Annotated in this window: 14 protein-coding genes; 3 read left to right on the forward strand and 11 right to left on the reverse strand. The window is 66.4% G+C overall.

The genetic code is table 11. The annotated features are described in order from the left end of the window. The first annotated feature begins 120 nt into the window (after positions 1-120). The 3 genes from QFZ27_RS33855 to QFZ27_RS33865 all read left to right on the forward strand — a co-directional run bounded on the left by QFZ27_RS33855 (position 121) and on the right by QFZ27_RS33865 (position 2,969). Positions 121-912 carry an ABC transporter substrate-binding protein gene (locus tag QFZ27_RS33855; RefSeq protein WP_429230863.1) on the forward strand — a complete coding sequence of 264 codons (792 nt, stop codon included), beginning with the start codon at positions 121-123 and terminating at the stop codon, positions 910-912. A gap of 88 nt (positions 913-1,000) precedes the next feature. Then, positions 1,001-1,678 (forward strand): amino acid ABC transporter permease, encoded by a 678-nt coding sequence (locus QFZ27_RS33860; RefSeq protein ID WP_429230865.1) that lies wholly within the window; start codon positions 1,001-1,003, stop codon positions 1,676-1,678. A gap of 34 nt (positions 1,679-1,712) precedes the next feature. Further along, positions 1,713-2,969, forward strand: a complete 1,257-nt coding sequence (locus QFZ27_RS33865) for a cysteine desulfurase-like protein (RefSeq protein WP_429232521.1) — start codon at positions 1,713-1,715, stop codon at positions 2,967-2,969. 83 nt (positions 2,970-3,052) lie between these two features. On the opposite strand, the gene QFZ27_RS33870 is transcribed toward QFZ27_RS33865, so the two are convergent. The 11 genes from QFZ27_RS33870 to QFZ27_RS33920 all read right to left on the reverse strand — a co-directional run bounded on the left by QFZ27_RS33870 (position 3,053) and on the right by QFZ27_RS33920 (position 14,851). After that, positions 3,053-4,540: an FAD-dependent monooxygenase gene (locus QFZ27_RS33870; RefSeq protein ID WP_429230867.1), complete on the reverse strand. Its 1,488-nt coding sequence runs from the start codon at positions 4,538-4,540 to the stop codon at positions 3,053-3,055. Beyond that, positions 4,533-4,952, reverse strand: a complete 420-nt coding sequence (locus QFZ27_RS33875) for an FAD-dependent monooxygenase (protein WP_429230869.1) — start codon at positions 4,950-4,952, stop codon at positions 4,533-4,535. Before QFZ27_RS33875 ends, QFZ27_RS33870 begins: the two co-directional genes overlap by 8 nt. A 319-nt stretch (positions 4,953-5,271) precedes the next feature. After that, positions 5,272-6,609 carry an NAD(P)-binding domain-containing protein gene (locus tag QFZ27_RS33880; protein WP_429230871.1) on the reverse strand — a complete coding sequence of 446 codons (1,338 nt, stop codon included), beginning with the start codon at positions 6,607-6,609 and terminating at the stop codon, positions 5,272-5,274. Positions 6,610-6,656: 47 nt separating this feature from the next. Beyond that, entirely contained in the window at positions 6,657-7,697 is a 1,041-nt protein-coding gene (locus tag QFZ27_RS33885) for a heme-dependent oxidative N-demethylase family protein (protein WP_429230873.1), read from the reverse strand. A gap of 23 nt (positions 7,698-7,720) precedes the next feature. Beyond that, positions 7,721-8,686 (reverse strand): PDR/VanB family oxidoreductase, encoded by a 966-nt coding sequence (locus QFZ27_RS33890; RefSeq protein ID WP_429230875.1) that lies wholly within the window; start codon positions 8,684-8,686, stop codon positions 7,721-7,723. Beyond that, positions 8,683-9,288, reverse strand: coding sequence for a dimethylamine monooxygenase subunit DmmA family protein (locus tag QFZ27_RS33895; RefSeq protein ID WP_429230877.1), 606 nt, complete (start codon positions 9,286-9,288; stop codon positions 8,683-8,685). The genes QFZ27_RS33890 and QFZ27_RS33895 overlap by 4 nt, the downstream gene beginning before the upstream one ends. Before the next feature lie 8 nt (positions 9,289-9,296). Beyond that, positions 9,297-10,430, reverse strand: coding sequence for an aminomethyl transferase family protein (locus tag QFZ27_RS33900; RefSeq protein ID WP_429230879.1), 1,134 nt, complete (start codon positions 10,428-10,430; stop codon positions 9,297-9,299). A 72-nt stretch (positions 10,431-10,502) separates the two neighbouring features. Continuing rightward, a complete protein-coding gene (glnT, locus tag QFZ27_RS33905) occupies positions 10,503-11,810 on the reverse strand; it encodes a type III glutamate--ammonia ligase (protein WP_429230881.1) in 1,308 nt (435 codons plus the stop codon). Positions 11,811-11,883: 73 nt separating this feature from the next. Next, entirely contained in the window at positions 11,884-13,212 is a 1,329-nt protein-coding gene (locus QFZ27_RS33910) for an FMN-binding glutamate synthase family protein (RefSeq protein WP_429230883.1), read from the reverse strand. A gap of 12 nt (positions 13,213-13,224) precedes the next feature. Next, positions 13,225-13,911 (reverse strand): GltB/FmdC/FwdC-like GXGXG domain-containing protein, encoded by a 687-nt coding sequence (locus QFZ27_RS33915; RefSeq protein ID WP_429230885.1) that lies wholly within the window; start codon positions 13,909-13,911, stop codon positions 13,225-13,227. Between the two features lie 43 nt (positions 13,912-13,954). Continuing rightward, complete coding sequence (locus QFZ27_RS33920; RefSeq protein ID WP_429230887.1) at positions 13,955-14,851, reverse strand: class II glutamine amidotransferase; 897 nt, start codon at positions 14,849-14,851, stop codon at positions 13,955-13,957. Positions 14,852-14,863: the final 12 nt, after the last annotated feature.

The raw sequence follows: 14,863 nt of genomic DNA on the forward strand, positions 1-14,863 counted from the left end.
GAGGCGGCGTTTCAGCCTGCCCGCCCAGCCAGCGGACGGCACCCGGCCGGAACAGCGCCAGCCTCTTCAGCGACGAAAAGCCAAGAACACCCGCGATGCGGGGCAGCAGAGGAGGCACGCATGATGAAATTCTTCGGGACGCTCGGACTCCTGGTCGCGTTCGGCGTCGCGGCGGCATCGCCGGCGCTGGCCGAGACCATCACGGTCGGGGCCTACCCGGCCAATCCGCCCTGGGAGTACAAGACCGACAGCGGCGCCTTCGAAGGCTTCGAGGTCGACGTCGCCAAGGAGGTGGCCAAGCGCATCGGCGTCGATGTCGAGTTCCAGGACCTCGGCTTCCAGGCGCTGTTCGCCGCCACCAGCTCCAGCCGGATCGACTTCGCCATCTCCTCGATCTCGGTCACCAATGAGCGCCTGCAGAACCAGGCCTTCACCCAGCCCTATTACGACAGCGACGGCACCATCGTCGGCAAGGCGGATTCGCCGATCCATTCGCTCGACGACCTGAAGGGCAAGACCATCGGCGTGATCTCAGGATCGACCGGCGAGGCCTATGCCAAGGCGAATGCCGAGAAGCTCGGCTTCGCCGAGGTCAAGAGCTACAACGCGCAGCAGGACCTGCTGCTGGAGGTGCAGAACGGCCGCATCGACGGCGGCGCCGGCGAGCTGGCCGGGTTCCAATACGCGATCAAGCAGATGCCGGCGCTGAAGATCCTGGTCCGCATCCCGACCGGCGAGCGCTTCGCCATGATGACGCGCAAGAACCATCCGCTGCTGGCCAAGGTGAACGACGCCATCAGCGCGATGAAGACCGACGGCACCCTGGCCGCGATCCACAAGACCTGGTTCGGGGTCGATCCGGAGCCGGGCAGCAGCACGGTGACACCGGGGCCGATCCCGCAGGCCCAGTAACGGCCGGGCAGCACGCCCGGCCCTCTCCGGCACACCACCCGGCCGGGCGCTGCGCCCGGCCCTCCCGCTGCGCCATCCGGTCCGGACCATGGAACTGATCGACACCTTCTTCAACGGGCCGGTGCTGCTGCGCTCCGTGCCGATCCTGCTGCGCGGCCTGGGCAACACCGTCCTGCTGGGCTGCACCAGCATCGTCCTCGGCACGCTGGCCGGGCTGCTGGTGTGCCTGGCCCGGCTCTACGCGCCGCGGCCGCTGCGGCTGCTGGCGATCGGCTATATCGACGTGTTCCGGGCGCTGCCGATCCTGGTGCTGCTGATCCTGATCTACTACGCCCTGCCCTTCATCGGCATCCGGCTGTCCTCCTTTGTCTCCGCCACGCTCGCCTTGTCGATGGTGCTGGCGGCCTTCACCGCCGAGGTCTGCCGCGCCGGCATCGAGAGCATCCCGCGCGGGCAGTTCGAGGCGTCCTCCGCGCTCGGCCTGCCGTTCTGGCTGACGATGCGCAAGGTCATCCTGCCGCAGGCGATCCGCGTCATCATCCCACCGCTGACCAGCAACTGCGTGTCGGTGTTCAAGGACACGGCCCTGGCCTCGGTCGTCGCCATGCCGGACCTGTTGAAGCAGGCCACCGACGCCCAGGCGCAGATGGCCAACCCGACGCCGCTGATCGGCGCCGCGATCATCTATCTCGCCTTCCTGTGGCCGCTGGTCCGGCTGATCGGCCATCTCGAGAGCCGCGCCAAGCGCCGCGCCGGCCGGGCCTGACCGCGCATTATCAACGGAGACTATCGTGACTCACATGCCAACCGACGCGAGCGCTTTCCCGATCGAAGCGGTGCGCGCCCAGTTCCCGGCCCTGCAGAAGGCCGGCGACTTCATCTTCCTCGACAATGCCGGCGGGGCGCAGATCCCGCAGAGCGTGCTGGACGCCGTCACCCGCCACCTGGTCGACCACAACGTCCAGCGCGGCGGCCGCTACGACAAGAGCCGCGCCGTCGACCGCGCGGTGGCCGAGGCGCGGGAGAGCGTCGGGCTGCTGGTCAACGCGTACCAGCCGGCAGAGATCTGCTTCGGGATGAACGCCACCTCGTTCATCCGGCTGGTCAGCCTCGGCATCGGCCAGACGCTCGGCGAACGCGACGAGATCGTGGTCACCGACATGGACCACGACGCCAACATCGCCACCTGGCTGGCGCTGGAGAGCGCCGGGGCGAAGTTCGCCTGGTGGCGGATGCGCGAGGACGGCACCCTGCATGTCGAGGACCTTGTGCCGCTGCTGTCGTCGCGCACGCGGCTGGTGGCCTGCACCGCCACCGCCCATTCGATCGGCACCATCGTCGACATCGCCGCGGTGTCGCGGGCGGCGCAGGCCGTCGGGGCCGAGGTCTTCGTCGACTGCGTCCATTACGGCCCGCACGGGCTGATTGACGTGCAGGAATGGGGCTGCGACTACTTGGTCTGCTCCGGCTACAAGAACTTCTCGCCGCATATGGGCTTCCTGTGGGGCCGCTTCGACGCGCTGAAGCGGCTGCCGACCTTCCGCGAGGACTTCATCCCGGACGAGCCGCCCTACAAGGTCGAGGCCGGCACCTTCGTCTATGAGAACGTCGCCGGCATGGACGCCTCGGTGCGCTATCTCGAAGCCCTCGGCCGTGGCTTCGCCTGGCCGTCGAACGGGTCGCGGCGCGACGACATCGTCGCCGCCATGGCCGCCATCCGGGCCTATGAGGCCGAGCTGTCGCGCGAGATGCTGCGCCAGCTGAAGGCGTGCGGCGCCACGATCTACGGCATCGCCGACGAGACCCGCGTGGAAGGACGCGTGCCGACGATCTGCTTCAACATCCCCGGCCGCTCACCCCAGGCGATCGCCGATGCGATGTCCGACGCCGGCATCGGCATCCGCGACGGTCACATGTACGCGCCGCGGCTGATGCAGCGGCTGGGCCTGCCGATGGCGACCGGCGCGCTGCGTGCCTCGATGGTCCACTACAACACGCTCGGCGAGGTGCGGCGCTTCGGTGAAGAGCTGGCCGCCTATCTGCGCCGGACCGGGTGATCCCGCCCTTCCCACTTTGGATGGCTTGCCAGATCGGAAACATTAAATCTAAATGATTGAGTAAACGTCAGAACCCGCTTTCGTCAGGCGCGAGCGGTCAAGATCCGCGCGAAATAATCGGCAAGCTCGGCATGGGCGTCGAGCGGCAGCACCTGCCCCACATATTGGTCCGGACGAACCACCACCATGCAGCCCTGCTCGCGATCGATGCCGCGCATCCGATAGATGTCGCCTGCCTTCGGATCGGCGCAGAAGGCTTTCTCATAATCGCGCAGTCCGAACTGTCCCTTGCAGGGCCATAACAGCTCCGGCAACGCATCCATCGACAGCGACTGATGCGGTTGCTGGAAGATGGCGCGAATGTCGAAGACCGCATCGTTGTCCACGCCGGCGGGCGTGTGACGGCGCATCGGCGAGACCGGATCATGCGCGAGGAAATCGCACAGCCCGACCAGCGATGAGCCCGGCGCCAATCCGTCCGTCCCGGCGAACAGGTAGATCCGCCAGCGGCCGTCGGCCTCCGCCACATGTCCCAGCTGCATGGGCTTGGCATCCGCCAGCCGGACGACCGGCGCCGAATGGAACCGCATGCCGACCACGAATCCCTCGGCCAAACGCTGATGCGTTCCCGTCCCGGTCAGGGCGGAGGGCTCATAATGCGTTGCAGTGCCCGCCGTGAGGCGCCCCTGTTTGATGAAATACCGCTGGAATTCGGCCGGATCGACACCGTCCTCGTGGTCCTCGGTCTTCGGCTTGGCACTGAACATCTCGGCAAACTGGCGGTCGAAATCGATCAGTTCCTTGGCGATCCTCTGCCGTTCCGCCGAATAGCTGTGCAGCAATGCGGGCATCACCAGACCTTGCAACACGGCGGCCAGCTTCCACCCCAGATTGAACGCGTCCTGCATGGAGACGTTCATGCCCTGCCCTGCCTTCGGGCTATGGGTGTGGCAGGCGTCGCCAGCGATGAAGACCCGTGGCAGGCGCGTTTCTTCCTGCCCGACCGGGACGTCGTCGAACTTGTCGCAGAGCCGCTGTCCGATTTCGTAGACCGACCACCAGGCCACCTGCTTCACGTCCAGCACATAGGGATCGAGGATGCGCTGCGCCGCCGCGATCAAATGGTCCTGGCTAATATGCTTCGCCGCGACCCGTTCATCCTCGTCCAGCTTGTCGAGTTCGATATAGAGCCGCACGAGATAGCCGCCCTCGCGCGGGATGATCAGGATGTTGCCGTCGTTCGGCGATTGAATCACGCTCTTCAGCCGGATGTCGGGGAAGTCGCTATAGGCCAGAACGTCCATCACGCCCCAGGCCTGATTGGCCGATTCCCCGTGCAATTCGCGCCCCATCGCCTTGCGGACGCCGCTTCGGGCGCCGTCGCAGCCCACGACATAGCGCGCCCGGACGGTTTCGATCCCGTCCTCGCCCGTCGCGTCGACCGATTGCAGGCGAACGGTCAGCGGTTCCGCGGGATCATCGGGAATTGTGAGACCGACCAGGCGCAGGCCGTAATCGGGAACGAGGCGGCCCGGCGCATGGCGCATCCGTTCCAGATAGAAGTCATGCACCCCGGGCCTGGTTCAGGATCACATGGGGAAATTCGGAAAGCCCCTCCTCGGTATCGGGGATACGGCCGTGGCGAACAATCTGCCGTGTCTCGCCCCCGCCGGGCTTCCAGAAGGTGGTTTCATTGACCCAATAGGCTTCTTTCATCACCCGGTCGGCAAAGCCGAAGGCGTTGAACATCTCCATCGTGCGGCAGGCGACCCCGTCGGCCTGCCCCAGTGAAAGCGGCCCATGCTTCTGCTCGACGATGCGGGTGCGGATCGATGGGAAATGCGCCAGCTGCGTGGCCAGTGTCAGCCCTGCGGGGCCACAGCCGATGATCATCACATCGACGACATCCGCTCGCGGGTCGTTCGGGGCAGCTTCCAAAACCATGGGATCCCCGGAGCGGAAGCCGTTCAGGTGAAACTGCATGTTGCGTCCTCTTCAGCGCCACAGACCTCTCAGCCATCGCATACGGCTCGGAGGAGATTCTACGGAGTGTGCGTCCTATCCCGAAGTGTCCGTTGATGACGCAGTATGGAGGATGCCGGATACTTTACGCGATAGCGGACAGGCGACCCTGACTCCCGGCGACGCCCTGGCCGGAAGGCAGCGGATACCCACCTGCCATGGAAGGTGCCGTGCCGAGGCGGATCAACGCTGCTGCGCCATCAGGCGGGCGGCGGATCCGGCTGCCATCGCGCAGTTGCCTCGGTCAACTTGGCTGCGGCTTCCCGGCCCGCCGCGGAGATCAGCCTCCCAGATAGGCTTCCATCGAATCGTCGAGCGCTTCCAGCCAAGGCGTGTGGTGCGTCGGCGACATGGTGCCGGTCATCAGCGACCGGTAGGCGTTGTTGCGGAAGCCCATGATGTTCTCGGCCTTGTGGTGCTCCCACTCCATGAAGGTCTTGTTCGTGCCCTCGATGTCGAAGCTGGGATAATCCGTCTCGGCCAGCAGCTCCTTCACATAGTCGCCCTGGAACCAGATCATCTGCTCGGCATCCGCCAGCGTCTCCTCGCGGGCGCGCCATCTGGCGAAATTCGCCTTCAGCTCGTCTTCCGGCGGCAGCTCGATGCGGCCCATCATGACGTCGCGGGCCCACCAGGCCTGCACGTCGAACATGTTGAAGGTGTAGAACTGGTCCTGCATGCCGATGTAGAAGAGCTGCGGATTCCGGTCATAGACCACGCCCTTGTACAGGCTGTCGCTCCACAGCCGATTGGCGGTCTTCAGGCGCAGCTCGTCCGGCAGGAAGGGGAAATGGTGCTGGTAGCCGGTGCACAGGATCAGCGCATCGACGTCCTTGCTGGAACCGTCGAGGAAATGCGCGGTGCGGTTCTCGAGCCGGACCAGCAGCGGGCGTTCCTCGAAATTCTGCGGCCATTTGAAGCCCATCGGCTTCGAGCGATAACTCGTGGTCACCGACCTGGCGCCGTATTTCCAGCACTGCGAGCCGATGTCCTCGGCCGAGTAGCTGCGGCCGACGATCAGGATGTCCTTGCCCTTAAACTCGAGCGCGTCGCGGAAGTCGTGGGCGTGCAGCACCCGGCCGTTGAAGGTCTTCACGCCCTCGAAATAGGGGACGTTCGGGGTCGAGAAATGGCCGCTGGCGACGACGACATAGTCGAATTCCTCGTCATACATGCGGTCTTCGATGCGGTTGTGGGCCGTCACCGTGAATCTTTTGGTGGCGTCGTCGAACCGGACCATGCGCACCGGCGTGCTGAAGCGCACCCAGGGGCGGACATTCGCCTTCTCGACCCGGCCCTTGATGTAGTCCCACAGCACCGCCCGCGGCGGGTAGGAGGCAATCGGCTTGCCGAAATGCTCCTCGAAGGAATAGTCGGCGAATTCCAGGCATTCCTTCGGGCCGTTGGACCAGAGATAGCGGTACATGCTGCCATGGACCGGCTCGCCGTATTCGTCGAGACCGGTGCGCCAGGTGTAGTTCCACAGCCCGCCCCAATCGGCTTGCTTCTCGAAGCAGACGATCTCCGGGATCTCGGCGCCCTTCTGAGCGGCCGACTGGAAGGCCCGCAGCTGGGCGAGGCCGGACGGGCCGGCGCCGATAACGGCCACTCTGGTCATGGATCAATCCCCTGTTGCAGGCATGCTGTTCTTGGTGTCTTCGACGTTCAATCCGGCCAGATCCCGGGGCTGGTCGGGGTGCCGTCATCATAGGCCGAGAGCCATTTGATCGTGTCCTCGCGGTAGCGCGTCAGCCCCTTGTAGTCGACCAGCTCCGGCGGCAGGGTGCGCAGCACGCGCGGCAGGCGCCGCGCCCATTTCGGCACGGTCACCAGCTCGTTCATGCTGATCAGATAGCAGCGGATGACGAACAGGATCGCGTTCGACCGCGGCAGCCGCCACAGCGATTGCAGCTCGACCCGCAGATGCACCTTCTCGCCGACATTCTGCGGCGTCACGGTGGTCCGGTCCGGGCCCCATTTCGGATAGTTCTCCGGGCTGGTGTCGAGCCGCGGGTTGATCGTCATGGTCCAGTTGAACCGGCGCACCGGCTTGCCCTGCTGCAGGTTGAGCAGGAACTTCAGGGCGCGGTCGAACACCCCGATCTGATGCGCCAGCGGCACCGGCCCGTGCCATTCCATGAAGTTCATGCCGATGTCGAAATCGAGCGACCAGTCGGCCTGGGTCGTCACCATGCCGGCATCCATCCAGAGGTTGCCGTTGCGCTGGTCGACGATGCAGAAATCGCCCTGCGCCTGCCGGGTGATGTATTCGAACGGCTCATAGGGCAGCGTCGACGGGTTGCCGAAGATGAAGCTGTCGTCGATGCCGAGCGGCCGGTTGATCCAGCGCCAGCGGTCGCCGTCCCGGGTCAGGCTGAAATGCTCGGGATATCCTTCGGCCTGCTGCTCCATCAGCAGCTCCAGCGTGTCCCATTGCGCGCTCAACATGTGCGGCAGGGCCTGGCAGCGCAGCGGGTCCTCGGTCAGCACCAACTCGCGGTCGCGCATCTCGGCGACGTAGTGCTCGTCGACGTCGATCAGGGTCTCGTAGACCGTGCCCGTCTCGCCGCGCACATGCGGCTCCATGTTGACGGCGTACATGTAGCTGTCTTCGTGGAACGGGAACGGGAACCGGCGGATGGTCGCCGGGCTGTTGCGGTAGCTGAAATCGTCGCGGAAGGTCTCCTGCCTGAAGACGATCGCCATATCGGCCTCCTTGTCCGCTCCGGCTACAGGTCGAGATGCAATGCGGTGCCCTCGAAGCGGGACACGCAGACCATGACCTTGCGGCCGGATGCTTTTTCCTCGTCCGTCAGATAGACGTCGTGATGCAGCAGCGTGCCGTCGCAAGCGACGACCGCGGCCTCGCACTGGCCGCAGGCCCCGCCACGGCACAGGAACGGCGCGTCGACGCCCGCCGCCTCGATCGCCTCCAGCATGCTTTCATGGCGGCCGACCTGGACGGTCTTGCCGGAGCGCGTGAGCCGGATGGCGAAGGGCTTGCCGGGCAGCGACCCCAGGAAGCGCTCGGAATGCAGGTTCTCGGCCGGCCAGCCGGCCTCCACGCCCGCCTTGAGCACGCCGTCGATCATCCCGGAGGGGCCGCAGACATAGAGATGCGTGCCGAGCGGCTGGCTGTCGAGCAGGCGGCTGAGCGGAACGGCGCCGCCCTCCGCATCGCAATAGACCGAGACGCGATGCGGGCCGTAGCGCTCGACCAGCTCTTGCCAATAGGCGCCGCGGTCACGGCTGCGGATGGCGTAGTGCAGCTCGAAATCCCGGCCTTCGCGGGCGAATTGCTGCATCATGGCGAGGAACGGCGTGATGCCGATGCCGCCGGCGATCAGCAGGTGCTTGCGGCCGCGCCAATCCGGCTGGAACAGGTTGACCGGGTGGCTGATCTTCAGCTCGTCGCCTTCCCGCAGCCGCTCATGCATGAAGGTCGACCCGCCGCGCGAATCCTCGACATGCAGCACGCTGACCTCGTAGCCCGATCCGTCATGCGGCGGCGACATCAGCGAATAGGCATTGCGGCGCGTATGACCGCCATCGTCCATGACCACGATGATGTGGGCGCCGCCGGAGAAATGCGGCATGGGCGCGCCGTCCAGCCGCTCGAAGCGGAAGCGCTTGACCCGTTCGGCAACCGGGGTGATCCGGGCCACGCGGACGGGGATCTCGATGCCGCCGCTCACCGGAACACCTCCTCCGGGGCCGGGGCGCTGCCCGGTTCCTCCGCATCGACATTGACGCCCTGGAAGGCGGCAAGCCGGCGCGAATAGTGGTCGCGCACCAGCAGCGCCAGCCCGCAATGGCTGCAGGGGAAGACGCTGGTGGTCACGCCTTCGGTGATGCCCTTGCAATGCACGCACTGGACGCGCCGGGCGAGCGAGCCGCGATGCTCGGTCAGCACCGAGGCGTAATCCATGCCGCGGTCGAGGGCCACCGCCATCGCCTGGCCGATGAAGCCTTCGGTGCCCGAGAGGTAGAGGCGCGTGCCCATCCGCGCGGTCGCCAGTGTGCCGTTCAGCCGGAACAGCAGCGTCGGGACAGTGGGCGCCGCCCAGAACGCCCTGGCGCCGAGGCCAAGCAGGGCCTGGTCATGCCCCCTGCCCGGCGAGCCGCCCGGCGCATAGAGGATCTCGCTGCGGGACAGGATCGGGCCGTCCAGCGCCGCCCGCTGGTCGAGCAGGGCCAGGGCCCCTTCACCTTCGAGGACGAAGATGTGCCGCCGGGCATGGGGCTGGAGGACGAGGCCCTTATAGACCGGCCGGCTCTTGATGCCTGCGACCAGCATGGCCGCCCCTAGCCCACGGCCGTCCGCTTCTTCTTCTCCGGGTCGTCGAAGGGCAGCGTGTGGGCGATGGCGGACGCCTCCAACGCCTTGCCGCGCACCTCGAGCTTCGTGCCGTGCACCGCCTTGTCGACATCGAGCCGCGCGATGGCCATCGACTTCCGGGTCAGCGACGAATAGCAGGGACAGGTGACGACACCGACCTTCCGCCCGTCGGCCCAGACCTCGTCGCCGGCATCGGCCGGGCGATCGGCGTCGATCAGCATGCCGAAGATGCGGAAGCGCTCCTTGCCCTTGAGGCGGGCATGCTCCTCGGCACCGCGGAAACCGGTCTTGCCCGGGCTGACGGTGAAGTCGAGGCCGAGCTCCCACAGCGAATCCCCCGGGCCTTCATCGGCGAAGGGATACATCTGCGAATTGTCGTAGGGGTAGAACAGCAGGTAGCTTTCGACCCGCAGCATGTCGAGCACGCTGAAGCAGCACGGGATGATGCCCATCCCCTTGCCCTCCTCGAGGATGGTGTCCCAGACCAGCGGGGCATCCTGGCCGCGGACGAAGATCTCGTAGCCGCGTTCGCCGGTGTAGCCGGTGCGCGAGATCATCACCGGCGCGCCGAACAGCGTGGTCTGCATGTGGTGGAAATATTTCAGGTCGCGGATGCCGGGGACGTGCCTGGCGAGGTAGTCGACCGCCAGCGGGCCCTGCAGCGACAGGTCGTGGATATCGTCGTCGAACAGCACGGCGCAGTTGCGGCCGGCGGCCTGCTTGACCACCTCCTCATGGCCGGAGCCCGAGCCATGCACCAGCATCCAGGAATTCGGTCCGGTGCGGTAGGTGATGCAATCCTCTGTGAAATATCCGCGGTCGTTCAGCATGCAGCCATAGACCGACCGGCCGGGAGTGATCTTGGCCATGCTGCGGGTAGTGATGTGGTCGAGCACGGCGATGGCGTGCGGGCCAACCAGATGGACCTTCTTCAGGCCCGACACATCCATCAGGCCGGCCTTGGTGCGGACCGCCACATGCTCTTCCGACATGTCCTTGTCGTAGGTCCAGGCGGTGCCCATGCCGCTCCAGTCCTCGAGCTTCGACCCCAGCGCGCGATGCCGATCCGCGAGAGCCGAAAAGCGCCACGATAGAGCCATGTCCGGTCCCCTGTTTTCACTCTATAGAATATTTATTTCTTCATCATAGGCACGATTGGCGCCCTGACAAGCTCAGATATCCAGGGTGGTGTCCTGCTCCCACTGGGTGAAGTGGGACGCGTAGGCGTTCCATTCCTGATGCTTGAGCTTGAGATAGGCGGCGGAGAATTCCGGGCCGACCGCCTGCTTCAGGCCCTCGTCGGCGTCATAGGCCCGGAGCGCGTCGAGCAGGTTCAGCGGCAGGCGCGGCGCGTCCTTCACCAGATGGCCTTCACTGTACATGTCGATGTCGTGATGCGGGCCGGGGTCGCAGCGGTGGCGCAGGCCTTCGAGGCCGGCGGCGATGATCACCGCCTGCAGCAGATAGGGGTTGGCGGCGCCGTCCGGCAGGCGCAGCTCGAACCGGCCGGGGCCGGGCACGCGGACCATATGGGTGCGGTTGTTGCCGGTCCAGGTGACGGAGTTCGGCGACCAGGTCGCGCCCGAGATCGTGCGTGGGGCGTTGATGCGCTTGTAGGAATTGACCGTCGGGTTGGTGATCGCGGCCAGCGAGGAGGCATGCCTCATGATGCCGCCGAGGAAGTGCCGCCCCTCCGCCGACAGACCGAACTCGGCCGCCTTGTCAGCGAAGACGTTGGTCCGGCCGCCGGTGTCCCAGACCGAGATGTGGCAGTGGCAGCCATTGCCGGTCAGCCCCTTGAACGGCTTCGGCATGAAGGTGGCGCGCAGCCCGTGCTTCTCGGCGATGGACTTGACCATGAACTTGAAGAAGGAGTGCTTGTCCGCCGTCTGCAGCGCGTCGTCGTACTCCCAGTTCATCTCGAACTGGCCGTTGGCATCCTCATGGTCGTTCTGGTAGGCGCCCCAGCCGAGCTCCAGCATGTGGTCGCAGATCTCGGTGATGATGTCGTAGCGGCGCATCACCGCCTGCTGGTCGTAGCAGGGCTTCGCCGCCGTATCGCGGTCATCCGAGATCCGGCTGCCGTCGGGCGTGATCAGGAAGAACTCGGCCTCGACGCCGGTCTTCACCCGCTTGCCCTCGGCCTCGGCCTCCTGGACCAGCCGCTTCAGCACGTTGCGCGGGGCCTGGGGGACCAACGCGCCGTCCATCCTGCAGTCGGCCGCCACCCAGGCGACCTCCTTCTTCCACGGCAGCTGGATGACCGAGGACGCATCCGGCACGGCGAACAGGTCGGGATGCGCCGGCGACATGTCGAGCCAGGTGGCGAAGCCGGCAAAGGCCGCCCCCTCCTCCTGCATCGCTGCGATCGCCTGCGCCGGCACCAGCTTGGCGCGCTGGCCGGCAAACAGGTCGGTGTAGCTGATCATGAAATATTTGATGCCCTTGTCTTTGGCAAAGGCAGCAAGGTCCAGCGTCATGCTCGGTCTCCCAGTGAGCTCCCAGAGACATCTTGGTTTTAGGCTTTGGCCGGGCTGGTTCGCCCGGCTGCCCTTAGTAGCCCCCCTTGCCGGGAATCCAGTCCGTGCCCGCGAGCGGCACCTGCGCCATGGCGGCGGCAGGCACCGTCAGAGCGCAGAGATCTTCGGGTTCCAGGTTGTGCACATGGTTCTTGCCGCAGGCCCGCGCGATCGTCTGCGCCTCCAGCGCCATCACCTTGAGGTAGTTGGCGAGGCGGCGGCCGGCCGCGACCGGGTCGACCCGCTTCATCAACTCCGGATCCTGGGTGGTGATGCCAGCCGGATCCCGCCCCTCATGCCAGTCGTCATAGGCGGCGGCCGTGGTGCCGAGCGCCGCGTAATCTGCCGCCCAGCGCGGGTCGTTCTCGCCGATCGCGATCAGCGCCGCGGTGCCGATCGACACGGCGTCGGCGCCGAGCGCCAGGGCCTTGGCGACATCGGCGCCGTTGCGGATGCCGCCCGAGACGATGAGCTGGACCTTGCGGTGCATGCCGAGGTCCTGCAGCGCCCGCACGGCCGGGCGGATGCAGGCCAGCGTCGGCATGCCGACATGCTCGATGAAGACCTCCTGCGTCGCCGCCGTGCCGCCCTGCATGCCGTCGACCACGACGACGTCGGCGCCGGCCTTGACCGCCAGCGCGGTGTCGTAATAGGGCCGGGCACCGCCGACCTTTACATAGATCGGCTTTTCCCAGTCGGTCAGCTCGCGCAGCTCGAGGATCTTGATCTCGAGATCGTCCGGCCCGGTCCAGTCGGGATGGCGGCTGGCCGAGCGCTGGTCGATGCCCTTCGGCAAAGTGCGCATCTCCGCCACTCGGTCGGAGATCTTCTGGCCCAGCAGCATGCCGCCGCCGCCGGGCTTCGCCCCCTGGCCGACGACGATCTCGATAGCATCGGCGCGGCGCAGGTCGCGGGGATTCATGCCGTAGCGGGACGGCAGGTACTGGTAGACCAGCCGCTCCGAATGGCCGCGCTCCTCCTCGGTCATGCCGCCGTCACCGGTCGTGGTCGAGGTCCCGGCCATGGTCGCGCCGCGGCCGAGCGCTTCCTTGGCCGGGCCGGACAGCGACCCGAAGCTCATGCCGGCGATGGTGATCGGGATCTTGAGCTCGATCGGCTTCTTCGCATGGCGCGCGCCGAGCACGACGTCGGTGCCGCATTTCTCGCGATAGCCCTCGAGCGGGTAGCGCGAGATCGAGGCGCCGAGGAACAGCAGGTCGTCGAAATGCGGCAGCTTGCGCTTGGCGCCGCCGCCGCGGATGTCATAGATGCCGGTGGCGGCGGCGCGCCGAATCTCCGACATCGTGTATTCGTCGAAGGTGGCCGAGATCCGGGGTTCGGTGGGCGGGTTGTGATAGCTCATGACGGACCCCGATCAATAAGCGTCGGCATTGTCGACGTGGAAATTGTAGAGCTTGCGCGATGAGCCGTAGCGGCTGAACTCCTGCGGCCGGGCATCGGTGACGCCGGCCTTGTCCAGCAGCCCGGCCAGCAACTCGAAGTGCTCCGGCCGCATCTCCTTCTCGACACAGTCGGCGCCGAGGCTCTTGACCTTGCCGCGCACGAAGATCCGCGCCTCGTAGAGGGAATCGCCCAGGGCCTCGCCGGCGTCGCCCAGCACCACGAGGTTGCCGGCCTGTCCCATGAAGGCGGACATGTGGCCGATGCTGCCGCGCACGACGATGTCGATGCCCTTCATCGAGATGCCGCAGCGTGACGAGGCGTTGCCTTCGATCACCAGCAACCCGCCGCATCCGGTGGCCCCGGCATACTGGCTGGCGTCGCCTTTGACCACGACCGTGCCGGACATCATGTTCTCGGCGACGCCCGGCCCGGCGGAGCCGTGGATGGTGATCGTCGCCTCGTCATTCATGCTGCCGCAATAGTAGCCGACGCTGCCCATCACATCGATCGTCACCGGCGCGTGGACGCCGACGGCGACGGCATGGTGACCGCGCGGATTGAGGACGCTGAACTGCCGGTCGTTGTCGCCCGGGGCGATGTCGTGCAGGGCCTGGTTGAGGTCGCGAAGGGGGGTCGCGGCGAGGTCGTAGGTTGGCATCGTGTCGCCCTGAGATGAAAGGGTGGAGGCCGCGCCGCGGCGCCTAGCGTTCCCAGAAATAAACGGTCGCCGGCTCCGGCTCCCAGACCCGGGCGGCATCGATGCCGGGCAGGCTGACCAGGGCCCGGTATTCGGACCCGAAGGCGACGTAGCGATCGGTCTCAGCCATGATCGCGGGCTTGCAGGCGATGGCGTCGCGCACCACCCCGAAGCCGGATTTGGTGCCGACGACGAAGGTGAAGAAGCCGTCGAGGTCGTCGACCGCGCCTTCCAGCGCCTGGCCGAGATTCTTGCCCTTGGCCATTTCCGCGGTCAGGTAGGCGGCGGCGACCTCGGTGTCGTTCTCGGTCTCGAACGCCATGCCGCCGTGCCTCAGGGTGCGGCGGAGGTTGTTGTGGTTCGACAGAGAGCCGTTGTGCACCAGGCACTGGTCGGGGCCGGTCGAGAACGGATGGGCGCCGAGGGTGGTGACGGCGGATTCCGTGGCCATTCGGGTGTGGCCGATGCCGTGCGTGCCGGACATCCCGGCGACCTCGAAGCGGGACAGCACGTCCCGGGGCAGGCCGACCTCCTTGTAGATCTCGATCGCGTCGCCGCCGCTCATCACCCGGATATCCGGGCGCAGCCGCGCGACGGCCGCCCTGCCCTCCTCCAGCTTGTCCTGCGGCAGCAGGATGACGGCATGGGTGCTCTTCACCTGCATCGACACCGGGGCGTCGAGCGCGCCCTGCAGTTCACCCGCCAGGCCGGCGAAGTCGCGCTTCGGATCGGCGGATTGCACGGTCAGCTTGGCATGACGATGATCGGCGTCGCCATAGATCGCGATCCCGGCGCTGTCCGGCCCGCGGTCCGTCAGCGTCACCAGCATGGATGAGAGCATCGCCCCGAGCTGTGGCTCGAGCCCCCTGTCCTTCAGGAAGAGACCCACAATCCCGCACATGGCCGGACCCTC

Origin of the sequence: Inquilinus ginsengisoli (assembly GCF_050434925.1) — a bacterium.
In the GTDB taxonomy this organism is placed as follows: Bacteria; Pseudomonadota; Alphaproteobacteria; order DSM-16000; family Inquilinaceae; genus Inquilinus; species Inquilinus ginsengisoli_B.